This is a genomic window from Paenibacillus sp. FSL E2-0178, assembly GCF_038593005.1.
Taxonomy (GTDB): domain Bacteria; phylum Bacillota; class Bacilli; order Paenibacillales; family Paenibacillaceae; genus Paenibacillus_AQ; species Paenibacillus_AQ phytohabitans.
In genome coordinates this window covers 2,855,276-2,877,944 of the sequence record NZ_CP151953.1, presented here as the reverse complement: position 1 = coordinate 2,877,944, position 22,669 = coordinate 2,855,276, and the positions used below count along the sequence as shown (strand labels likewise).

Here is a 22,669-nt window from a genome sequence, read left to right as displayed (position 1 = left end):
CGAATAGATAGGAGATGAGCACAATGAGCGGCGGAGTGGGGCCGATTGCAATCGAGACGCGGGACGTGGTCAAGCGTTATGCGGGAAGTACTGCCGTTAATCAGGTATCGCTACAGGTGAAACGGGGAGAGTTCGTCTCTCTCCTCGGGCCCAGCGGCTGCGGGAAAACCACGCTGCTCCGGCTTCTCGGCGGTTTGGAGCAGCCAGATGAGGGTGCAGTACTGCTGTCGGGACAGGATGTCTCAGGTATTCCGGCTTATGGCCGCAATACGAATATGATTTTTCAGCAGCTGGCATTGTTTCCCCATATGGATGTTTTCAACAATATCGCTTATGGCTTGAAGGTCAGAAAAACGCCGAAAAGCGAAATCAAACGGCGTGTTCAGGAGATGCTGGAACTGGTGCAGCTCGGTGATTACAGCCGGCGTGCCATTTCCCAGCTGTCCGGCGGTCAGGCGCAGCGTGTTGCCATTGCCCGCGCTTTGATTAACAAGCCGGAAGTTCTCCTGCTGGACGAGCCGTTATCAGCACTGGATATGCAGCTGCGTCTGGATATGCAGCGGGAACTGAAACGGATACAGCGCGAATTCGGAGGCACGTTCATTTTCGTTACCCATGATCAGAATGAGGCGATGAACATGTCGGACCGCATTGGTGTCATGCGTGGCGGCAAGCTGCTTCAATACGGGACGCCTGATGAAATTTACGAACGGCCGGTTGACAGCTTTGTAGCCAAATTCATCGGCGATACGAACCTGCTGCAGGTTAAGATAGTGGGTACTGAAGAAGGCCTGGTATGGGTTCAAGCAGGCGGTTTGAAGCTTGCCGTGCGGCCGCAGGAAGGACTTTCGGCGATTTCTGCAGGTAGCGGGGCTTCGCTGTCTATTCGGTACGAGTATCTAAGGATAGGTGCAGAGGCAAATAGCTGCGTCAACCGTCTGGAAGGAACCGTCACCGAGAGTGTGTATGTCGGTGCAAGCATCCGGTACACGCTGGATATGGGCGGTCATATCCAGCTGCAGGCCAGCAGTCTGTATCAGCGGGGAGATGCCCGGTATGCACCAGGAAATTCGCTGCAAATCGGATTCAATCCCGAAGATGGACTGCTTTTGCCTATAGAGGCACCTGCCTACGAGGAGAGTTCCTTATGATGCGTGCAACTGGCAAGCTTATAGGGCTGTTCTCCCATAGGAACCGTACCTGGGCTGCACAACTGCTGTTGCTTCTACCTGCACTTGTCCTAATGGGTGTCGTCTATCTGGGTGGTCTGCTGATCTTCGGCCGGTACAGTTTTGATCTCTACGAGAACGGGCGGCTGATCAGGGATTGGAATTTGGCATCCTACCGTGCTTTCCTTGGAGATCCCTATTATTGGACCTTGATAGCCACCACCTTTAGAGTTGCCGCCAAGGTTACCTTATGGAGCCTGCTGCTTGCTTATCCGCTGGCCTACTGTATTGCCGGACTGAAGCGGGCGGTACTGAAGCAGACCCTCTTGCTGCTCACATTTCTTCCGCTTCTGGTCAGTGCTGTTGTCAGATCATACGGATGGCAGCTGCTGTTGTCCAAACAGGGTTTCATAAACTGGCTGTTTGTTGAGCTCGGCCTAACGGATAACGGTTTTGAGATGATGTACAATGAGACCGGTGTGGTTGTTGCACTGGTACATATCTTTTTGCCGTTTATGGTATTCCCGCTCTTGAATGTGCTGACCCAGTCTGACGGTACGCTGAAGGCGGCGGCCCATGATCTGGGTGCAGGCAAATGGCGCACGTTTCTCACCATTACACTGCCCTTGTCCGCGCGGGGGATTGCCAGCGGAGTGCAAATTGTCTTCACACTTTGCCTGACCGCATTTACAACCCCGCAGCTGATCGGAGGCGGGCGCGTCATGACGCTTCCGGTATTGATTTATCAGCGTACATTGGATACGAACTGGCCGATGGCAGCCGTGGCGAGCCTCTTTTTATTTGTTTCGTCGATCGTCGTCTCAATGATTGTGAACAAGGGAGCCGACTGGCTGATGTTCCGGCGTACACGGGCAGGGGGACAAAGCCATGTCTAAAAAAACACGGAATTACAAGTGGGTTCTCTATGTAGGTGTCGGCGCGGTCGGGCTATATCTGCTGCTTCCGCTGTTGATGATCCTGCTGACTTCCTTAAGCAGCGGAACCTCCAGCAAGTTTCCGCCCGAAGGGCTGACGCTGGAATGGTATAGCCGTCTGGGAGATCAGAAGCAGTTCATGGAAGCCTTCCGGAACAGCATTCTCGCTTCAGCGGGTGCGGTTTTGTTGGCTCTCATTACAGGTACGCTGGCTGCACTGGCCATTGTTCATTATTCTTTTCCGGGCAGAGGGCTTTTGCGGGCCTTTTTTATGTCACCAATGGTAATGCCCAAAATTACACTGGGCGTGGCGTATCTGATTCTGTTCTCAAAGATGCATATCGCCGGAGGATTGTTTGCCCTGATTCTGGGGGAGGCGGTCATCGTACTGCCGTTTGTACTGTCTATTGTGGGCAGCGCTCTGGCCAACCTGAATCCGGCACACCGCGAAGCTGCTGCGGATTTGGGTGCGGGTCCATTTCGTATTTTTTTCACGGTTACGTTGCCGCAGCTGCGGCTTTCACTTCTTCTGGCAGGCTCCATTTCCTTTGTCTTCACCTTCGATCAGGTTGAGACAGCATTGCTTATTCTGCGTCAGGGAAATTACACCTTGCCTATTCAGCTCTTTCTGTATATGGAAAAATGGCAGGATCCTACGGTTGCCGTTGTTTCCGTCGTACTGATTGCTTTTGCGCTCGCTTTGTTCTTTGCAATCAAACTGGTCATCCGTTCCGCACCGGGCGTGGAAAACATGCTCGGCAGCAGAACGAATAAAAGGAGGTCTTGAACCTGATGGACAAGCCAATTTCGATACCTGTTTCCGGAGTGAACCGGACACGTGCTGCTGAATTGATGGCTGCCAGCAGCTTGGCTGCTCTTGTAGCAACCACACCGGAGAATATTAACTATATTCTAGGCTCTCAGCTGCGGGCCAGCAACTGGACCATGCAAATCTATGCGGTACTGCCACAGGAACCGGAAGCCCGTCCCTGTGTCATTATTCCGACCAACCGGCTGGGTGTAATCGCACAGATGGGGATTACCGGCGCGGATTTATATGTGTATAGCGACTTTTTTGTGGAGGGATCTATCGAAGGCAAGCCATCCACGCCGGATATTGATCTCTTTTACTCCTTGCTGCAGAATACGACAACCCATGCGGGACCGATTGAAGCCTTGGAGGCGGCACTTGAGCATCTTGGCCTCAAAGGACAAGCGGTCGGCGTGGATGAGATGAGAATTGCTCCGGATCTGCTTGCCAAATTTGCCGGTGGACTTCCCGGCGGACAAGCTATGCCTGCGTATAAACTGTTCCGTCAAATCCGCCAGATCAAAACACCGTTTGAAATCGAACGTCTGCGGCAGTCTGCGGTTCTGAATGAGGCCATTGAGCAGCAATTAATCGATCTGATCGCCGCAGGTGTGCACGAGAAAGAGTTGGCCGACCATTACCGGCTTGCCGTGATGAGAGCAGGCGGCACCCCCGCAATGACGGCGGTCGGTGCAGGGCCGCGCAGTGCTCTTCCCCTGATTGAGAATTATTTCCGCGTCATCGAGCCAGGGGATCAGATCCGTTTTGATCTGTGTCTCCAATTGGAAGGATACTGGGGAGATACCGGCAGAACGGTTGTGCTTGGTGAAGCCACCCCATGGATGGAACATCACTTTCAGGCGGTACGCAGCGGCTGGGAGCAGGCACTTGAAACGATCCGTCCCGGTGTGAAAGCGTCCGATGTCTTCCAGGCAGCCGTAGCCAGAGTTCAGAAGGAAGGGATTCCTCATTACCGGCGCCAGCATGTGGGACATGCCATCGGCCTGGAATTGTACGACGATATCACCCTGTCGCCCGGGGATCACCGCGTTCTGGAGCCTGGAATGGTACTGTGTGTGGAAGTTCCTTATTATGAATTGGGTGCTGGAGGGTTTCAGATTGAAGACACCATTGTAGTGACAGCGGACGGTTATGAATTTCTGACACAGATGGAACGCAAGCTGTTCCGCAAATAACAAGGGAAGGTTCCGGTCAACCGGTCCTGTTCCGACAACCGGAGCTTCTCCAGTGAAGAAGGTTGGAAGCAATGAAGATTCTGCAGGGTTCAAAATCGTTCCGCAACGTTAGCCTTGCACTGTTTGCCGGAGGGTTCGTCACCTTCGCGCTTCTGTACACCCTGCAGCCGTTGATGCCGGAAATCACCGGTGCGTTTGGAATCACACCGACAGAAGCCAGTTTAACACTGTCCGTCACCACCATATCCATGGCACTGACCATGCTGTTCATAGGTTCTCTATCCGATGCCGTTGGCCGCAGAGCTATTATGACAGTATCGCTTGTCGCCGCTTCCGTGATCGCCATTATCTCCGCTTTCAGCCCGTATTTCCCTGTGCTACTGCTGCTGCGCATCCTGCAGGGGATTGCACTGGCCGGATTGCCGGCTATTGCAATGACCTATCTGGTGGAAGAGATTGATCCTGCCAGTCTGGGTTATGCGATGGGATTATATATCAGCGGCAATTCCATCGGAGGGATGGCCGGCCGGATCATCAGCGGTTTACTCACCGACTGGTTCGGTTGGCGGGCGGCAGTCGGTGCGATTGGCTTGCTGGGCCTGGCCGCAGCGATGATATTCTGGCTGGTGATTCCGCCTTCGCGCCATTTCGTGAAGCAGACAGGCAAGCTTAGCAAGGTTATTCCACTGCTCTGGTCACAATGCCGCAATCCCCGGCTCTTATGCTTGTATGGGCTGGGTTTTCTGCTGATGGGCAGCTTTGTCACCTTATTCAATTATATTGGCTTCGAACTGACAGGTGAACCGTACAACCTTAGCCAGTCACTGGTCGGCAGCATTTTTGTCGTTTATCTGATGGGAACCTTCAGTTCCACTTGGATGGGACGGCTGGCTGACCGATATGGCCGCAGCGGTGTGGTCATGCTCGCGCTGGCCATTATCTTAACGGGGGCACTTTGCACCCTGCATCCCTTCCTGTGGGTCAAAATCATCGGTCTGGCGCTGTTTGCCTTTGGTTTCTTTGGTGGACACTCCATTGCCAGCAGCTGGGTAGGCCTGGTGGCCGATGAGCATAAGTCGCAGGCCAACGCACTTTATCTCTTTTTCTATTACGTGGGCTCCAGCTTCAGCGGTACGGGTGGCGGAGTGCTGTACGGAAATTTCGGCTGGGGAGGCATCATCAGTATGATAGCAGCTTATGTGGCTTTAAGCCTGTTGCTATGCAGTTTCCTGGTGCGTAAGAGCCGGCTTGGACACCGGCGGTGAGGAGCAGACACAGCGGGAGATTACGAAGGATCAGGGGATCTCGCGGAGTTATGTGTCACGGATAGAGAAAAAGGCGCTCATGAAAGCATATCATGAGTTTTATAAGGTGAAGCGTTAAATTTGAATTATGATTCTAAGTAAGCAACTTATCCGCGGATAAGTTGCTTTTTGTTAGTAAATTCGGATTACTGTTGAGTATCTGAATTCTTCTGATTAGGCTTGAGAAGTAGACTGAGCAATGCTCCGGCAAGAGCAATACAAGCAGCTAACATGAAAGTGTCGGAATATGCACCCAATCCGGCTAATGCACCGCTCACAGTTTCAGTTTCGCGCACTGTGGCCCGCATTAGAAGGAAATTATTAAGGCCTGCGATGGCGAGGGGGATCACTAGATTAGCACTGGCTGAGGTCATCGGCGTAACTCGGCTGATGGATTCAGGAGGTGCTGATTGCAGAATGTAAGTGTTAAGTGACATCATACATAATCCCATGCCAATACCCATCAATCCTACTATTCCACCAATCATCATACCGCTTGTACCCTCATTCATTTGAGATAATAGTAACAAGGCTATACCGATTACACTGAGCCCTGATCCAGCAAGCGGACGAATTCCAATGCGATCAAACAACCTGCCGCCAACCGGCATTAGAAGTCCTGAGGTTACCGCTAACATACTCATGACTAACCCAGCCTCGAACGGGCTATAGGCTCTGAAGTTCTGCAAGTATTGAGGGATGAATACGAGCGAGCCGTTGAGCGCTATATACTGTATCCAGCTGATCAGCATCCCTCTTCTAAATCGTACTTCACGAAAAGCACGCACTTCGAGAATGGGATGGGGATGTCTCAGTTCATGAAACCATAACCAAACCAGTAGCAGGAAACCAGCTCCTCCCATCAGCCATCCTGCCCAAAGGCTGGATTTAAGATTAATGCTTAGTGCAAGCAGAACAAATGCAGAAGGAGCCAAGAAAAGGCCGGGCGCATCCAAGGATTTCTTTTCTTTGGAGATAACAGATATTTGGGGCGGGCTTTTTTTCAATAAGTGACGGCTTGCTAAAGCTAATGTAATCATTCCGATCGGGACATTAATCCAGAAGATCCAATGCCAGCTTATGGTCTCCAACAGCCAGCCGGATAAGACCGGGCCGGAAGCGGGAGCGAGCAGCATCGGAATGCCAAGCATCCCCATGATCTGTCCCTTTTTATTGTCAGGAGCAAGACGGAAGATCATAGCCATGCCGATGGGCTGGATCATCCCCCCACCCAAGCCTTGTATGATCCGGAAGACAATTAACTGATTTACATCCTGGGCCATTGCACACAGCACTGAGCCGATAACGAAAAAAGTGACTGTGACCATAAATGCTCTTGCTGCACCGATTTTGTCTGAAAACCAGCCCGAAAGCGGAATCGTAACCGACATAGCCAGCATATAACCTGTAATCACCCACTGCAAAGTGTCAAAGGAGACATCGAAATTATGGCTTAGATTGGTAATCGCCACATTCATTGCGGTACTGTCAATCATCACCATCATCATGCCAGGTATAATTGCCATCAGCATCAAAATAAAAGTTTTCCTGGGTAAAGCAGTGTTCTCTCTCGCAGTTTCGTTAGGATAAATAGGTTGTTCTGCCATCTCTTTTTCTCCTTTTAGTGAACGCCGTGTTGATTAACCATTCGTAGATGATTATAATCAAAACGTATAAAAATTCGATGAACATTTCCCGGATCAGTGTTTATTAATCAACAGCCGGAATTGAAATGATCAGTAAATCCTGTTTTTTTTAGGAGGAGAGGCAGTGCAAGAGAAAACAGACCGTCGTATTTTGCGAACCCGGCATCAATTGCGGGATGTATTACTTGATTTGGCTATGCAGATGCCTCTGGAGAGCGTTACTGTAAAAATACTAACAGAACATGCCGGATTAAATAGAGGTACTTTTTATCTGCACTATCAGGACATCCATGATTTTCATGAACAACTAAAGAATGATATCTTAGAAGAATTTCATGCAATTATAAAAAAACTTAGTCACCCTATTGGAAGTCATCAGTCCATTATGGACCCTCCTTCCGGTTATGTGCGCCCCTTTGAATATGTCTTAGAACAAAAAAGGTTTTTTCAAGTTTTTATGGGGTCAACCGGAGATAATGTGTTTTCGTTACAACTGACAGAATTATTAAAAAAACAATTTCTCCATGCTTATCTGTTGCAGCATAAGCAGATTAAGTTAAGCGATGTTCCCGATAAACAGTATTATTTGTTTGCCTACCTGGCTTCAGCTTATGTGGGGACCATGCAATTTTGGATTCAACAGGATTTTCAATTATTGCCTACTGAGATGGCTATATTATTTTCACAAATCTCGAGACTTGGTTCTGCTCATGTTCGTTTTTAATCTGTTGATCTTAGGCGATAAGGGAACTAGCTGGAGAATTAAAAGATAACCAGCAGGAATGAGAGATTGAAGTCTCAATCCTGCTGGTTATTTGTGTGATCATTAATATTGGGTTTTATTTCAATTAATTAATCTGCGGAATCTTCACAATTTCTACGAATTGTTCCTATGGAGAATCGTAATAGAGCATGCACAAGAAAAGGACATGCCGCTGAATGGTACAGATGATATGATGGAACTAAACCTGCATTGAAATGAATAAAGATAAGGCTGAGAAACGGAGTAGATCCACAAAATGAGAAAAATGCTGATGGGCCTGATTGTAGTGGGCCTCGGATGTTTTGCTATATTATTCGGCCTAGTGAAAGCCTCTGATCATAAAGTTCAGAACCCCGTTCCCGCCCGGCATGGTGTACTAGATTTGAGTGCATGGGACTTTCAGGGAGAACAGGTCGTTTCGCTGGATGGACAATGGGAGTTTTATTGGGATCAGCTGCTCAGGCCGGGAGCAGAACCAGCTGTTTCTCCTGGATATATGCAGGTACCCGGTTTTTGGAAGCATGCGAATGAAGACGGGGGCCTAAACAGCCAAGGAGCCGTTACCTACCGTCTAAAGGTTAAGCTTGAGCCTTCGGCAACGATGTATGGGCTTAGAATATCCAACATCCGCATGGCCAGCGAGATCTACATGAACGGGAACAGGGTTGCCGGCAGCGGTAAGCCCGCGGAATCCGAAAGCCTGTATAGGTATGAGAATAAACCGTACAATGCCTTTTTTACGGTACAGGGAGATACGGCGGAGATCATCATCCATGCAGCAAATTACGAGAATTCGCAGGGCGGGATTCCTTATAGCCTTTATTTCGGGAGCGCCGGGGGAATTCTTAAGCTGAATACCCATACAACCATTCTCAATTTAATTCTGATTGTATCGCTCCTTATGCTCGGGTGCTATCAGCTTAGTGTGTTTATTATACGGAGAGAAGAAAAAGGACTTCTTTATTTCGGACTCAGCTGTATCATTATCGCCTGGTCTTTTGCCAGCAACGGTGACCGGATTCTGGTTGAGTATGTGAATCTGCCGCATGAGATTTATTATAAGATTCAAGCCGTATCGCTGTATCTCTCCCTGATCACGATGGTCATGTTTATTAAGACTATGTGTAAAAGCATGATTCCTGAGTGGTTAATTAATAGTGTTGTCGGTGTGACGGCATTGTACATCGGCTTTGTGCTGCTCACGCCGTTTCAATGGTATTCGCGTTTCAATGCGGTATTCAGCTATCTGCAGCTATTCATCTATGTCATCATTCTGGGATTGATGCTTCATTCATACCTGAAGGGCAGGTATGGAGAATTCAGCAAACGGACACTGCTCCTCTTTATATTGGCCTTAGGCGGATATGTAATAGGGCTGTTTGATTACGGGTTGTATCTGAGCAGCCTGACACCCACTTATACCATAGGATACTGCTCCATATTGATTTTTTGCTTTCTGGCCTCCTTCCTCCTGTCTTACCGGTATTCGGAAGCGTATAAGACGATAGAAGGAATGGCTGTAATGCTACAGCAGGCGGATAAGCAGAAAGACGAGTTCCTGCTGCATACTTCTCACGAATTCCAGACTCCGCTTCACGGAATTATTAATTTATCCCAATCCATGCTGGAGACAGGAGCCGGAGCAGAAGCAGAAGCCGGAGAACTCAGCGCAAGCCATATCCAGAATCTGTCCCTGATCAGAGATACCTCCAGAAGGCTCTCGGGACTGGTTCATGACATTCTGGATCTGGAGAAAATCAAACGCAACGAGCTAAAGGTTCAACTAACCGGTGTGGATGTCCGTGTGTCTGTCTCCCTCGTGTTCGATTTATTCCAGGGTTTGATTACTGGTAAAAAAATCAGGTTTGTCAATGCCGTACCGGAGCATCTGCCCCTCGTCTATGCGGATGAGAACCGGCTCAGGCAAATCCTCCATAATCTGGTCGGCAATGCGGTGAAATTTACTCATGAGGGTATGATTACGATTCATGCTCAGGTGATAGAGGGTCAGGTCAAAGTTGTGGTGGAGGATACCGGAGTGGGGATGAGCTTATCTGACTGGGAGGATATATTCCAGCCCTTTGAGCAAGCACACTCTCCTGAGGAGTACGGGGGAACAGGACTGGGGTTGTTTATCTGCAGGAAGCTGCTGCATTTAATGGGCGGTACCATCAAGGTAGAGTGGTCAGAACCGGAGCAGGGGACGGGCATCGCTTTTACACTTCCGGTTGCCGAAGCAGCCCGGAATTCACTCCCGGATTACGAAGCAGCCAAGGAATCTGCCTCCATAAGCGAAGAATGGGGCATGGCGGAATTACCAGGCCGGAGCAAGAGCACCTTCACACTGCTGGCCGTTGACGACGAGCCATCCAATCTTCAGGTCCTGTCCCGGGTTTTTGCCAATGAGCCTTATCAGGTCATCTGGGCGACCAACGGGCTGGAGGCCTTGGAAATGTTAGAGAAGCGCTCTGATATTGACCTGGTTCTGCTCGATGTAATGATGCCCAAAATGTCGGGGGTTGAAGTCTGCAGAGAGATCCGCGGGCAATATTCCCTGTTTGAGTTGCCTGTTGTATTGCTGACGGCGCGTTACGGCAATAGCGATATTGCTGCAGGCTTCAAGGCAGGGGCGAATGATTATATCATCAAGCCGTTTGATGCTGCAGAGGTCAGGGCCAGAACGGAAACGCTCCTGAAGCTTAAGAAGTCAGTGGAAGAAGCTTTGAAGGCAGAGGTGGATTTTCTCCAGTCGCAGATCAAACCGCATTTCTTGTTCAACTCCTTGAACTCGATTATTGCCTTATGCCGGACAGACGGCGCGCGTGCGGAGAAGCTGATTATGCATTTAAGCTATTACTTAAGAAGAAGCTTTGACCCGAAGCCTGACAGCTTTGTCCGGATCGAGGACGAATTACAGCTGGTCGATGCTTACGTGCAGATCGAGGAAGCCCGGTTTGAGGAGAGGCTTACGGTCGTATATGATGTGGACCCGCAGGTTCTGAAGCGGAAGATTTTGCCGCTGACGATACAGCCTTTAGTAGAGAACGCTATCCGGCATGGGGTAACGAAGAAAATGGAGGGAGGAACGGTCAGAATCTCCATCTCCCTGGACAAGGATACGGTTTATGTGGAGGTGTGGGATAACGGGGGCGGTATTAGTGAGACGGGAATCCAAGCCTTATGGACAAGCGAAAGGGCTTCTTCCGAAAGAAGGGGAGTTGGACTCGTGAATATTCAGCGGAGACTGAAGTATTTCTATGGAGAAGCATTACAGGTATCCAGTGAAGAAGGGGAATGGACAAGCGTTCGGTTTCAGTTCAAAATTCAGCATTACGCGTAAGCCTTAGAAGAGGGAAGGGTCATTCATGAGAGTTGCAATTGTTGACGATGAACGGCTGGCGGTCCAGCGGCTTGTACAAATTCTGGAGTGCCGTGACGATGTCGAAGTGGTTGGGGCGTTTACCAAATATACAGACCTATTGCATGACTTCACCTGTCTAAGACCTGATGCGGTCTTTCTGGATATTGATATGCCCGGAATGAACGGGCTGGAATTGGCCGCTTCCTTAATTGAGCTAGACGAGCACGTGGAAATTGTATTTATTACGGCTTATGATCAATATGCACTGGAGGCCTTCCGCGTAAATGCTGTCGATTACCTGCTCAAGCCGGTTGATGAGGATGCTTTGGCACGTACCCTCAAACGGCTCAACAGGCGGAAAGGCCATACAAGGATTAGCCAAAGTATTGGCCGCTCCACTCCGCAAATAGAATGTTTCGGACATTTTTATGTTCACCATTCAAGTGGAACCGGGCCTGTAGATTTTCCGACCGCTAAGGCGGAGGAGCTGCTGGCTTTTCTGCTCATTCACAGGAATACGAATGTTTCTAAATGGGTCATTTGCGAGAGCCTGTGGCCGGAGCATGATCCCCATAAGGCAGAGCAGAACTTGCATACGACAGTATTCCGGACGAAAAAAACTTTGCTGGAAAGCGGACTCTCCATCCAGTTAACCTCCAAAAAAGGCCATTATTATTTTCAGCTGCTTGGAGAGTGTGACTATATCCGCTTTGAAGAATTGAAGAAGGAAGGGACAACACGGCTTGCCAGCATGGCTGCAGATGCGGAGCGTATTCTCAGGCAATACAGAAGGCCTTTATTCGGATATAAGGATTACCCGTGGTGTGAGAGCGCAAGGGAGCAGGCGGATCTGAGCTTCAGAGAGATGTCCATAGCTCTCGCACGTTCTTATATCAAGGCTGGGGAATTCCGGCTGGCCCATGACTTCCTGAACTTTATGCTGTCCCTTGTTCCCTACGATGAAGAGGCGCATGAGCTGATCCTCCGCATCTATCTGCACTGGAAGGACCGGGCAGCTTTTTATAAGCATTACGATAAAATGAAAACAGCCTTGCAGCAGGAAGTCGGCGTTGAGCCGCCCGCGTTTCTTGAATCCCTGCTTCAAGAACTCATGAAGGATTCCTGATCAGGAAGTTCATACTCACTGCTCTTCTATAACTCTGAGACCTTTCGTACCCGGAAGGATGACTCAGAGTTTTTTGTGCAACCCGGCAATGCATGTTTATGAAAGGTTTCCTGTAAGCGTTTTGTAAGAATTGTCGAATAGAATGAGTGTTGGAGCCTTTTGTCGAATGATTGGGAGATTCGGTGATTGGATCGGGGGTTTCGTATAATTTATTGTGGAGGGAACAGGATGGGGAGTTTATTTAAAAGAAAAGCCAAGCGTATGATATCAGGCGTTATGGCTTTTATGCTGGTGGCATCATTGTTTGGAACGGTAGTGCATGCGGGTACGAATAGCCAGGTGTCAATAATAGTCTCGGCAGATAAGCAATCCTATTCGCCAGGAGATGAAGTAACCGTCACTGTTTCCGTAAAGAATATTGGTGGCGTAACTGCTGCAGGTCTTTCAAAGGTATTTATTGCTCTCGATTATGATCCCAGGTTTTTGAGTGCAGATGACTATGTTACAGAGCAAGACGGAATGCGCATATTTAAAGAGGAAGCCTATTCTCCTGGAGGCACCCTCGATAAATCAGCTTATAATTATTCAGCACCCACAGATTTATCTTATGAGGCAGGAAACTATGTTCCGGAGGGATATAACGAGGTCCAGTTTTCGGTCGACGCGCTTATTGAACCTGCAGCACTGTATTCGGATACGGAGCTGTTATCTTTTAAACTAAAGGCACTAGACAATGCGCCTGATGATGCAGATCACTTAATTAAATTGAATCCGCAAATCACTTATTTGCAGGAATATGGAGTGGGGCACCTTGATCCATCAGAAGTGGCTTTACACCCTGCAGAGGTAGTGCTGGCAACGAACCCGGGGCCAACAGGCCCAACACAGCCGACAGATCCAAGCGGTCCGGGAACTCCGGCTGCAACACTCACTGATTTCAGATTGGATACGTACACGACAAACATAACTGTTGGTGATGTCATTAAAGTTACAGGGACAGCCTACTACAGTGATGACAGTACGGTTGAAATCACTAAAGATGTGGAATGGTCGTCAAACAGCGGTAAAGCTTATATGAATAACGGGTGGTTGACAGCGTGGGAGTCAGGCAGCTATCAGATCACAGGCAGTTATGAAGGGTTCACAGATTCCCTGACATTTGTTATTGCACAGCCTCAAGGAGAAGTTAATATAGAACATGACTTACTTCTTAATGCTTCTTATCTTATTTTCAAGATTGGTGATTATAAAGATATTTTAGCCTATAAACGTTATATGAATGATAAAATAGATCCGCTTGATTTATCCGAAATTGAGTGGTCCAGCTCAGACGCATCTGTCGCCAGTTTTGGCGAAGATGGCAGAATTACTGCTCATGCCGCAGGGATAGCGACTATTACTGCCAGTTATCATGGTTATCAAAGAATGGTTACTGTTGAAGTTTCAGGAGAATCCAATACAACCCCTTCCAAGACTGAAAGCGGTATTGTCCTCAGTTCTACGGAGCTGACGGTTGGAGAAAACGTCGACCGGCATGTAACCGCCTCAAGAACGTTTAGCGATGACACGCAGGAAGAACTTGCAGCCTCTGCAGTAACCTGGTCTTCCTCTGACGAGTCCGTTGCTAAAGTTCAGGACGGGCAAATTACAGGGATTAGCAAAGGTGTTGCCACGATAACAGCACAATATAATGGTTATGAAGCTGAGACCGAAGTTATCGTGTATGTCCTGGATCTGGGGATGAAAGATTATAAGGTTAGGGGTACCTCAGATTTGAATATCGTAAAGGTTGGAGAGACAGACGCCTTTACAGCAACCGCTGAGTATTATGACGGTCCTTCCAAAAATGTTACAAACGATTCCGTGTGGATCAGTTCAAATCCGGACATTTTCACAGTAAATAATGGCGTTGTAACGGGTGTAGCACCCGGATCGGCAAAATTGACTGCTGTCTACTCAAGCGTAAAGTTTGAGCAATGGGTTTCTGTTGAAGTGAAAGACACAACCGGCGGAGGTACCGAACCCGGTACGGGAACACCGACCGATCCTGGGGCAGGATCTGGTGGCGGTTCAACCAATCCGGGAGTCCCTTCCAAGACAGAAGTAGGGATCAGTCTGATTCCAAATGATAATCTTTTGCTTGCGCCAGCCGGTAAACAACCGATAGCGGTGTATCAGAAATTCAGCAATGATTCGGAGGAGTCACTCTCAGGTGAAGACGTACAATGGTCTTCCTCTGACGAATCGGTCGCTACGGTTGATGACCAAGGCTTTGTTACCGGGATAGCCAAAGGCGTATCTGTAATAACGGCCAGACATAACAATTTCGAAGCAAAAATCAATGCCATAGTGTATACACCAGACACTGGTATCATGGCATTTGGGATTGCGGGCGAATCGGCTTCGAATGTTGTGAAAGTGGGTGGTACGTATGCTTTTACGGCGACTGTGAAGTATGCAGGTAACTCGCAAAAAGATGCTACGCAGGATGCGGTTTGGGTTAGTTCTAATCCCGCTGTGTATACAGTTAAGGATGGGATAGTAACCGGGATATCTCCCGGTATGGCCCAAATGTTCATCTTCTATGCAGGAGCTAAGTATAGTCAATGGGTAATGGTTGAAGCGGGAGATCCAACCGGAGGAGACACACCGGGAGGAGGCACGCCTGGAGGAGAAACACCAGGAGGAGGTACGCCTGAAGTAGAAACACCAGGAGAAAGCACGACTGGAGGAAATACATCCGGTGGAAACTATTCCAGTGGAAATACAACCACTAATACCGGAACGAGTACAAATACTACAACCGGAACAATCATCACTGGCAGCATAGCAGACACCAGTATGCCTGTACAGCCGTCCACTCCATCAGTAACTGAAGTATTTAACACAAAGGTAGTAAGTCCTCAAGCGGTGGTCAGCAAAGTACAGACTCTGGTATCTTCGGCCACACCTGCCGCCAGCTTCCAACAACCGGCAGATGTGAAGGGACATTGGGCAGCGAAAACAATCGACATGCTCCTCAAGCTTAATATCATTAAAGGCTACACAGATGGAACGGTGAAACCGAATCAGGCCATTACCCGCGCCGAATTTGTGGGTATCCTGTCCCGCATCTTTGATGTGGAAGGGACAAGCGCTGTATCGTTCAAGGATGTAACGGGCAGCAGCTGGGCCAAAACGGCAATTGAGCAGTTTGCAGCTGCGGGCATCATCAATGGTTATGCAAATGGCGAGTTCCGGCCCCACCAGACGATTACCCGGGAAGAAATGGTGATTGTACTTAGCCGGGTGATTAATCTGGAAAGCCTGGAAACAGATGCTGCGAAAGGCGGCTTCAGCGATATTCAAGGAGCCAAAGCGGCCAGCGCCATTGAGCAGGCGGCACAAGCCGGAATTATCAGCGGCTTCAGCGGCGGCACCTTTGCACCGGATGGTAATGCTACCCGTGCGGAAGCGTTAACGATGATCCTGAACGCCTTGAACCTGAACGGCCAAATCAAGACCATGCTGGATACCTTGAAATAAATTAATTTAAATTATAGCCTGGATCGGGCGATTGAAAGAACGGCAGAGATGCCGTTCTTTCTTTATTTTCTTCGTATCCGGTTATTTGAGTAGAAGTTTGCAGCATGGTCTTGCCTCCTAAGGGGATATGATATTTGTTAGACGATAAATAGCGCTCCCCCCTGCAGTTCAAGGGAGATATCTAATGTTGTAGATTCTATTAATATTTATAAAGAATGAAGCTGTAGATCCAGTAGCAAAAAGATATAATAAGAGAAAACTGCCAGGATGATCCGGTTCGGGTTGTTCCTAATCCATTGGAGGCTATTATGTTTCAAGTAACGGAAGCAACAGGGTGTCCTTTTGACAGAGGCTATTTAATGAAGGAAACGCATACATTCGATATCCGCGGGTATGGGGCGGATCCGGAGAATGCGCCTGTGGAGAATACCAAGGCAATTAACCGCGCCATTCAGGCAGCATCTGCAGAAGGCGGCACTGTGGTTATTCCTGAAGGCAGCTTCAGAGTATATACGATTCGACTGCGGAGCGGCGTTAATCTGTACTTGTCGGCAGGGAGCGTGCTTTCCGCAGCAAGAACGGATATCCGCCATTCCTATGAGCAGCAGATCGGGGAAGGTGGCAATTATGAAGAGCCTGAGGTTAATTTATATGCCGGTCTGCAGGATCACGGTCATACGTACTTTGCCAACAGCCTGATTTATGGCACGGATATCCGGAATGTGATGATTTATGGGCCCGGGCTGCTGGATGGAAGTTCTTTGAATGATGAGGGAGAACTGGAGCAGGTTCTGATGGGCGGGGACCCGCATGAGCCACTGCGCCGGGACGAGCCCGGTCACCGCGGTGAATGGTTCGGCAATAAGGCGATTGCGATGGTGCGGTGCGAGAATGTCGCATTCTGCGACTTTTCTATCCTGGCCGGCGGCCATTTTGCCATTATAGCAACCTGTGTGAAGAATCTGCATGTCGGGCATATTCTTGTGGATACGAACCGGGATGCGTTTGATGTGGACTGCTGCGAGAATGTGACCATTGTTCATTCCACCTTCAATTCATTAACCGACGATGCTATTGTGCTTAAGGCCTCCTATGGCGGTGGAATCTTTATGCCGCTCCGCAATGTATTGATTGAAGACTGCGTGGTTAGCGGCTACGACACAGGCTCCGTATATGCGGGAACGTATACACAGGACAAGCTGATTGCAACAGACCGCTGCGGTCCTACCGCCCGCGTCAAGCTGGGTACGGAATCTACCTGCGGGTATGATTGTGTTACGGTCCGCCGTGTAGCGTTCAAACGGTCGAGAGGTTTTGCCCTTGAGGCTGTTGACGGGGCGGATTTGAGTAATATTATTTTTGAGGACTCCACGATGGAGGACATCAGCAGCTCGCCTATTTTCATCAAAATAGGAGACCGGGGACGTTTCCCTGTCACGGGGAATAGCACCGGGGAAGAGATGATAGCGACCGGGGATGCAGCACCTAATGTAAGATTGGACCAGCCTAACTGGGTGCTGCCGGCCAAGGAATCGTATCAGGTGTATCCGGCAAAGCGCTATCTGCCAGCCTATAACAGAACACGCAAGGTTTCTGCGGACGGTGTGTCCACTTTTAATATTGTAGATCCTGAGCGGCCTTGCCGGTTGAATCCTGCTAACTATCAGGAAGAGGGCGGCAAATGGTTTGCTGTCCGCTACGATGAGCACTCGAAGAAGTATGTGCCTGACTACACTAAGGAATTACAGGAAAGCGAGCTGTCGCTGTACGGCAATGCCAATGGTAGCGGCCGTATAGCCAATGTTCACGATATTATCATCCGCAATATTACCGCTAAGAATGTCGACCCCCGCTATCCCATTGAACTGATGGGGCTGGTAGGCAACCGGATTAAAAATGTCTCGATCTCCAATATTCAAGTGGATTACCGCGGTGGTCTATGTCTGGAGCATGCGGTGGAACAGCGCCAGCTGAATACGAACTGGGAATATACCCGGTACGGCAGTCCGAAGCGCAGCATTCAGTTGCTGCCGTGGCTGGTGAACACCTTTTTCCTGAAAAATGAAGGGTTATTGCCCCGGGTGGAATGGAATCCGGAAGCAGGAGCGTGGAAAGATGCGCCGTTTAACGTACCAGAGCTGCCGGAGGTGTATCCTGAGCCCAGCAACTGGGGAATCCTGCCGGCTTATGGTCTGTACGCCAGACATGTGGACAATCTGTATCTGAAGGAGATTCAGCTGCGCTATATGACGGAAGATACCCGGTATCCCATTGTGCTCGATGATGTTGTAAGTGGCGCTCTTGAACATATCCATGCCAGCCATGCGCAGGGGGTAGAAGAAGTCGTACTGGTAAGCAGCAGCTTCAAACGGCCCGCAGGCCTGGAATATGTGCCGGATTATCCGTATCAGCAGACTGCAGTTGAGAATGTGACAATGGACAGCAATCTGTCCGTCAAAAGGATAGAAGTGGAGGCGCCTGCTCCAGGCACGCCGAAGGACAGCTTGTATCCGTATGAAACTGTTGCAATTCCCGGAAACGGCTATACATATCCGTCTGCAACCGAAAATTATCCTTTGCCTCAAACGGTATTCCGGCCCTTCTTCACAGTTGTTCCGGCACAGAGCGTGAAGGCAGGTGAGACGCTATCCTTTGCTGTTGTAGCCAGACAGCCTGCATTCGAGACTTCGTCCCGGGAGACGGATGGCAGGATTTATAATGAAACCAGCCCGGATAAGGACCCGGCAGTACAGGGGATTGCTGAGCCGATGACTGTAACAACGGGCAATCTGCCTGAGGGGGCAACTTTTGACACCTCCTCTTTTGTACCAGGCCAGGCTTGTATGTTTAGCTGGACTCCTGCTGCTGATGCGGTTCGTGATGAACCTTACACTGCCACTTTTATTGTTGATGACGGGATAATCCCGGTCAAGATGAATGTCAGCATTAAGGTTGTAGGATGAACTATATGAAAAGATATATGAATTCAGTAGACCCCAAACGATTGATCATTATGCTTATCGGGAATGTTTTCTTAGGGATGGGCATCAGCATTTTTAAGCTGTCCGGGATGGGGAATGATCCCTTCAGCGGCATGGTGATGGCACTTGCAGACACCAGCGGGCTCGCCTATGCGAATTTTCTAATCCTGCTGAACCTGGTATTGTTTGTAATCGAGTTTATCACGGGAAGGAAGTATATTGGAGCCGGAACTTTCGTAAACGCCATTTTGCTGGGTTACATCGCTACCTTCTTTCATAGTACCTGGCTGGAGCTGCTCGGCGAACCTCAGCTATTGTGGCAGCGGGTGGTTACAGTGGCGATTGGTGTGGTGATCTGCAGCTTCGGGGTATCCATGTATCAGACGTCGGATGTGGGAATAGCTCCCTATGACAGCCTGTCCCTGATTATGAGGAATAAGTTTCCGGCAATCTCTTATTTCTGGCACAGGATGTTTACAGACGCTTTTTGTGCTTTGATCTGCTTCCTGTTCGGAGGCATCATCGGTTTGGGGACTCTGGTGTCCGCACTGGGCCTTGGCCCGATCATTCATTTCTTTAATGTGAGTTTTACGAACAAGCTTCTGGCAAAAAAAGGTCCATAAGCAAATGAGGATTCCATTTCGCTGAGTTAATATTAAACAAGGGTAGCCCGGGCTCTGCAAAATTTTGCAAGCCCGGCTACCCTTTTTCATCGTTCAGGCTTGAATCGGCTTCAGGTATAGGGTGAACGCCCGGCCGGGTGAACCACCAAATCCTGCTTTTCCCGATTCACATCCTCCCGTTAAAAGCTTGTTACCTTTTTGGTTTTATGAATATCTTCCGTACCGCTGTCTAAGGCAGTCTTATAATAAGAGCATTTATGTTCGATGACTTCCATCGTTTTCTTCAGCTCCTCCATCTGTGCTTCAACTGAGGCTTTCCGCTCCAGGAACATGTCATATCTCTGCTGCAAAGTGGAATCTCCCTCAGAGCACCACTCAATGAAATGTTTGATTTCCTTAATCGGCATCCCGGATGATTTCAGGCATTCAATTATTTTTAGAGCTTCCATATCCGCTTCCTTGAACACACGTCTTCCGCTGGAGGTCCTTTCGATAAAGGGTATAAGACCTTCCTTGTCATAGTAACGCAGAGTATGCGGTGTCATATTAAAATGTTCTGCAGCCTCAGTTATAGAGTATGTCTTCATCACGAATCTCCAGTCTCAATTGTTTTTTGTGCTTGACTTAGAGTTAACTTTAAGTAATATCATATGGTTTGTAAAGTCGTCCTTACGGATTCTACTATGAACAAGAAGAGAGGTTACACCATGATACAAGTTAATGCACGCGCTACATTCAGCCAGGAAGGCCCGTTCAAGCTAACGACCATTGAGCGCCGGGAGCTTCAGCCGCAGGATGTTCTGATTGAGATTAAATTCGCCGGGATCTGCCACTCGGACATTCATACCGCCCGCGGGGAGTGGGGTCCAGTCAAGTATCCGCTCGTTCCAGGCCATGAGATTGCCGGGATTGTCAGCCAGGTCGGTACCGGAGTTACAAAGTATTCCGTTGGTGACCGGGTAGGGGTGGGTTGTATGGTCGACTCCTGTGGAGAGTGCAGTAATTGCCATAAAGGCGAGGAGCAGTATTGCCTGCATGGAAATACGGGTACCTATGGATCTACCGACCGGTACGGTCACTATACACAGGGCGGGTATTCCACCCATATTGTGGTGACAGAGGACTTCGTGGTCCAGATTCCAGACGCTATTCCGCTTGACGCCGCTGCCCCGCTGTTATGTGCCGGAATCACAACCTATTCACCGCTTCGCCATTGGGGAGCCGCTCCAGGCAAAAATGTAGCCGTAGTAGGTCTTGGTGGACTTGGACACATGGCTGTGAAGATCGCTCATGCTATGGGTGCTGAGGTTACGGTTCTGTCACAGTCACTGAAGAAGAAGGAAGACGGTTTGCAACTAGGTGCGGATCATTATTATGCGACTAGCGATGCGGAGACATTCAAGCAGCTTGCCGGTTCTTTCGACCTGATCATAAATACGGTAAGCGCGCAGATAAATATCGATGCTTATCTATCGCTTCTGGCGCTGGATGGTACCTTGGTCAATGTTGGTGCGCCTGCTGATCCGCTGGCCGTTAACGTATTCTCGCTGATCGGCCACCGCCGTTCATTTGCCGGATCGATGATTGGCGGAATCCGTGAGACGCAGGAGATGCTTGATTTCTGCGCCGAACATAACATTGCCTCTGAGATCGAGGTTATCTCTGCCGACCAGATTGATGAAGCGTGGGAACGTGTACTCGCCTCCGATGTCCGTTACCGGTTTGTCATTGATATCAGCACGATGGGTAAGGAGTAAAATCCTGCACATAATACAAAATTTACCATATAATCTCGGCTAAAATTCAGTATTGTTGTATAAAAGGCAGCATTTCTTCTCCTTCAAGCAGCTCAGCGAAACAATTGTTGTATTTCATACAACAATCTGTCTCAACACCCGGATATCCGGGCAGCTAAGTTGCAGTTTGTACAACATTTAGGCCTATACAGTGTAAGTGTAGACCAATCTGGTTATATTTGCTTATGAAATCCAAAGGGATCATATCCTTTTGGATTTTTTTGTTTTTTGAAATGCTCAGAACTAATGCACAGCAAATGCTATTGACAAACCCGCCAACAAGTCATATATTCAATATATCGAAACGATATATATCAACATATTATATATAAACCCGCTATATGTCGTACTGAGGAAGGAGGGAATGAATGCTTATATATGTAATACTCGGGTTTCTGTGCGACAAGGATATGACAGGCTATGAAATCAAGCAGAAGATGATGCGCAGCACCTCCAGCTTTATTGATGCCAGCTTCGGCAGCATCTATCCTATGCTCAAGAAAATGGAAAAGGGGGAGCTGATCAAGGCTGAAGAAGGGGTTGAGGAGGGCAGATTCAAGAAAGCCTATGGGATCACGGAAAAGGGGAAGGGTGAGTTTATGGAATGGCTACAGACACCCTGTACATTTTCCCCGTTCAATTATGAGTATTTGAATAAGCTGTTCTTCTATAAATATCTTGACGAGCATGAGGTTGCCCGGCTGATTGCCAGCTTCCGCACCACTGTCGCCAGTGAATACAACAAGCTTACTTTAATAGAAGAGAAGCACATTCAAGAGATGGGTGTATACGAACACGCGACGTTGAGGTTTGGCAAAGAATATTATCAGATGATTATGAATTGGCATGAGGATCTCATTAGTGAAATTATAAGAAAGAAGGAAGATAACAATGAGAATGACCAAGAAATTTAAATTGCAGATTGCCGCGGACAAGGTGGATTTGTACAAATGGGTGACGGAGATGACTCCAGGTGAATATGAATCTTTCTCGAAGGGCCACAAGGCAATGGGCAGTTATTTTGAAGAGGGTGAGTTCTATATGGTTAATGTGGAGAATATGGGGAATGAGATGATTGTTCAGCACTATCAGTTAAAAGAGCATGCAGAGGATCATTTGCGGTTCTACTCTGACCGGACAGAAGCCTATATCATGCGGTGGATACCCGCCATTGTCGGAGTGCCATGGGAAATGAAGATTACGCCTATTAACCGCAACTCTTGTGAATTCAGCTGTACGATTGGAGCAGATTTCCCCTCACGGTTGCTGGCTATGGCAGCTTGGATAAACGGCCTTGGGGGGTTCTTTATGAGACAACATTTGGCCGGTGAGGGCGTGAAATTTGCTGAAAATATTGAAAAGAAGTTTAACAAAGCCAGTACACGCTGAGCTTGGGAGATAGTACATGTGTACACATACAATGTTCGACAATC

The 22,669-nt window shown here is 48.7% G+C and carries 16 protein-coding genes and 1 pseudogene; 15 read left to right on the top strand and 2 right to left on the bottom strand.

Annotated features, from left to right (window positions below):
- The first annotated feature begins 23 nt into the window (after positions 1-23).
- The 6 genes and pseudogenes from MHI42_RS12530 to MHI42_RS12505 all read left to right on the top strand — a co-directional run.
- A complete protein-coding gene (locus MHI42_RS12530) occupies positions 24-1,151 on the top strand; it encodes an ABC transporter ATP-binding protein (protein WP_342423993.1) in 1,128 nt (375 codons plus the stop codon).
- Positions 1,148-2,065, top strand: coding sequence for an ABC transporter permease (locus tag MHI42_RS12525; protein WP_076242471.1), 918 nt, complete (start codon positions 1,148-1,150; stop codon positions 2,063-2,065). The genes MHI42_RS12530 and MHI42_RS12525 overlap by 4 nt, the downstream gene beginning before the upstream one ends.
- A complete protein-coding gene (locus MHI42_RS12520) occupies positions 2,058-2,891 on the top strand; it encodes an ABC transporter permease (RefSeq protein WP_342423992.1) in 834 nt (277 codons plus the stop codon). The genes MHI42_RS12525 and MHI42_RS12520 overlap by 8 nt, the downstream gene beginning before the upstream one ends.
- Positions 2,892-2,896: 5 nt before the next feature.
- Entirely contained in the window at positions 2,897-4,111 is a 1,215-nt protein-coding gene (locus tag MHI42_RS12515; RefSeq protein WP_342423991.1) for a Xaa-Pro peptidase family protein, read from the top strand.
- A gap of 71 nt (positions 4,112-4,182) precedes the next feature.
- Positions 4,183-5,376 carry an MFS transporter gene (locus tag MHI42_RS12510; RefSeq protein WP_340988540.1) on the top strand — a complete coding sequence of 398 codons (1,194 nt, stop codon included), beginning with the start codon at positions 4,183-4,185 and terminating at the stop codon, positions 5,374-5,376.
- Positions 5,351-5,494: pseudogene (locus MHI42_RS12505) on the top strand (sigma factor-like helix-turn-helix DNA-binding protein); the annotation flags it as partial. The gene MHI42_RS12510 and the pseudogene MHI42_RS12505, both read left to right, overlap by 26 nt.
- 67 nt (positions 5,495-5,561) lie before the next feature.
- On the opposite strand, the gene MHI42_RS12500 reads toward MHI42_RS12505, so the two are convergent.
- Positions 5,562-7,022: an MDR family MFS transporter gene (locus tag MHI42_RS12500; protein ID WP_342423990.1), complete on the bottom strand. Its 1,461-nt coding sequence runs from the start codon at positions 7,020-7,022 to the stop codon at positions 5,562-5,564.
- 163 nt (positions 7,023-7,185) lie between these two features.
- On the opposite strand from MHI42_RS12500, the gene MHI42_RS12495 reads away from it, so the two are divergent.
- The 6 genes from MHI42_RS12495 (at position 7,186) to MHI42_RS12470 (ending at position 19,440) form a co-directional block, all read left to right on the top strand.
- The gene (locus MHI42_RS12495; RefSeq protein WP_342423989.1) at positions 7,186-7,785 is read left to right on the top strand and encodes a TetR-like C-terminal domain-containing protein; all 600 of its coding nucleotides are present in this window, start codon (positions 7,186-7,188) and stop codon (positions 7,783-7,785) included.
- 295 nt (positions 7,786-8,080) lie between these two features.
- Positions 8,081-11,164, top strand: a complete 3,084-nt coding sequence (locus tag MHI42_RS12490) for an ATP-binding protein (RefSeq protein ID WP_342423988.1) — start codon at positions 8,081-8,083, stop codon at positions 11,162-11,164.
- A 25-nt stretch (positions 11,165-11,189) separates the two neighbouring features.
- Complete coding sequence (locus tag MHI42_RS12485; RefSeq protein WP_342423987.1) at positions 11,190-12,311, top strand: response regulator; 1,122 nt, start codon at positions 11,190-11,192, stop codon at positions 12,309-12,311.
- A 228-nt stretch (positions 12,312-12,539) separates the two neighbouring features.
- A complete protein-coding gene (locus MHI42_RS12480; protein WP_342423986.1) occupies positions 12,540-15,836 on the top strand; it encodes an S-layer homology domain-containing protein in 3,297 nt (1,098 codons plus the stop codon).
- A 308-nt stretch (positions 15,837-16,144) separates the two neighbouring features.
- Complete coding sequence (locus MHI42_RS12475) at positions 16,145-18,799, top strand: hypothetical protein (protein WP_342423985.1); 2,655 nt, start codon at positions 16,145-16,147, stop codon at positions 18,797-18,799.
- 5 nt (positions 18,800-18,804) lie between these two features.
- A complete protein-coding gene (locus MHI42_RS12470) occupies positions 18,805-19,440 on the top strand; it encodes a hypothetical protein (protein ID WP_171716900.1) in 636 nt (211 codons plus the stop codon).
- 179 nt (positions 19,441-19,619) lie between these two features.
- On the opposite strand, the gene MHI42_RS12465 is transcribed toward MHI42_RS12470, so the two are convergent.
- Positions 19,620-20,027, bottom strand: coding sequence for a MerR family transcriptional regulator (locus tag MHI42_RS12465; protein WP_342423984.1), 408 nt, complete (start codon positions 20,025-20,027; stop codon positions 19,620-19,622).
- A gap of 120 nt (positions 20,028-20,147) precedes the next feature.
- Here MHI42_RS12465 and MHI42_RS12460 point away from each other — a divergent pair, with 120 nt between their 5' ends.
- The 3 genes from MHI42_RS12460 (at position 20,148) to MHI42_RS12450 (ending at position 22,625) form a co-directional block, all read left to right on the top strand.
- On the top strand, positions 20,148-21,197 hold the full coding sequence (locus tag MHI42_RS12460) for an NAD(P)-dependent alcohol dehydrogenase (protein WP_342423983.1): 1,050 nt from the start codon (positions 20,148-20,150) through the stop codon (positions 21,195-21,197).
- 407 nt (positions 21,198-21,604) lie between these two features.
- Complete coding sequence (locus tag MHI42_RS12455) at positions 21,605-22,150, top strand: PadR family transcriptional regulator (RefSeq protein ID WP_342423982.1); 546 nt, start codon at positions 21,605-21,607, stop codon at positions 22,148-22,150.
- Positions 22,134-22,625: a hypothetical protein gene (locus tag MHI42_RS12450; protein WP_342423981.1), complete on the top strand. Its 492-nt coding sequence runs from the start codon at positions 22,134-22,136 to the stop codon at positions 22,623-22,625. Before MHI42_RS12455 ends, MHI42_RS12450 begins: the two co-directional genes overlap by 17 nt.
- Positions 22,626-22,669 lie beyond the last annotated feature (44 nt).

What these genes read in the sequence shown, in the direction of transcription:
- MHI42_RS12480 (WP_342423986.1), top strand. Translation starts at nt 12,540, where the DNA reads ATGGGGAGTTTATTTAAAAGAAAAGCCAAGCGTATGATATCAGGCGTT.
- MHI42_RS12470 (WP_171716900.1), top strand. Translation starts at nt 18,805, where the DNA reads ATGAAAAGATATATGAATTCAGTAGACCCCAAACGATTGATCATTATG.
- MHI42_RS12475 (WP_342423985.1), top strand. Translation starts at nt 16,145, where the DNA reads ATGTTTCAAGTAACGGAAGCAACAGGGTGTCCTTTTGACAGAGGCTAT.
- MHI42_RS12520 (WP_342423992.1), top strand. Translation starts at nt 2,058, where the DNA reads ATGTCTAAAAAAACACGGAATTACAAGTGGGTTCTCTATGTAGGTGTC.
- MHI42_RS12460 (WP_342423983.1), top strand. Translation starts at nt 20,148, where the DNA reads ATGATACAAGTTAATGCACGCGCTACATTCAGCCAGGAAGGCCCGTTC.
- MHI42_RS12450 (WP_342423981.1), top strand. Translation starts at nt 22,134, where the DNA reads ATGACCAAGAAATTTAAATTGCAGATTGCCGCGGACAAGGTGGATTTG.
- MHI42_RS12465 (WP_342423984.1), bottom strand. Translation starts at nt 20,027, where the DNA reads ATGAAGACATACTCTATAACTGAGGCTGCAGAACATTTTAATATGACA.
- MHI42_RS12490 (WP_342423988.1), top strand. Translation starts at nt 8,081, where the DNA reads ATGAGAAAAATGCTGATGGGCCTGATTGTAGTGGGCCTCGGATGTTTT.
- MHI42_RS12530 (WP_342423993.1), top strand. Translation starts at nt 24, where the DNA reads ATGAGCGGCGGAGTGGGGCCGATTGCAATCGAGACGCGGGACGTGGTC.
- MHI42_RS12485 (WP_342423987.1), top strand. Translation starts at nt 11,190, where the DNA reads ATGAGAGTTGCAATTGTTGACGATGAACGGCTGGCGGTCCAGCGGCTT.
- MHI42_RS12455 (WP_342423982.1), top strand. Translation starts at nt 21,605, where the DNA reads ATGCTTATATATGTAATACTCGGGTTTCTGTGCGACAAGGATATGACA.
- MHI42_RS12525 (WP_076242471.1), top strand. Translation starts at nt 1,148, where the DNA reads ATGATGCGTGCAACTGGCAAGCTTATAGGGCTGTTCTCCCATAGGAAC.
- MHI42_RS12500 (WP_342423990.1), bottom strand. Translation starts at nt 7,022, where the DNA reads ATGGCAGAACAACCTATTTATCCTAACGAAACTGCGAGAGAGAACACT.
- MHI42_RS12510 (WP_340988540.1), top strand. Translation starts at nt 4,183, where the DNA reads ATGAAGATTCTGCAGGGTTCAAAATCGTTCCGCAACGTTAGCCTTGCA.
- MHI42_RS12515 (WP_342423991.1), top strand. Translation starts at nt 2,897, where the DNA reads ATGGACAAGCCAATTTCGATACCTGTTTCCGGAGTGAACCGGACACGT.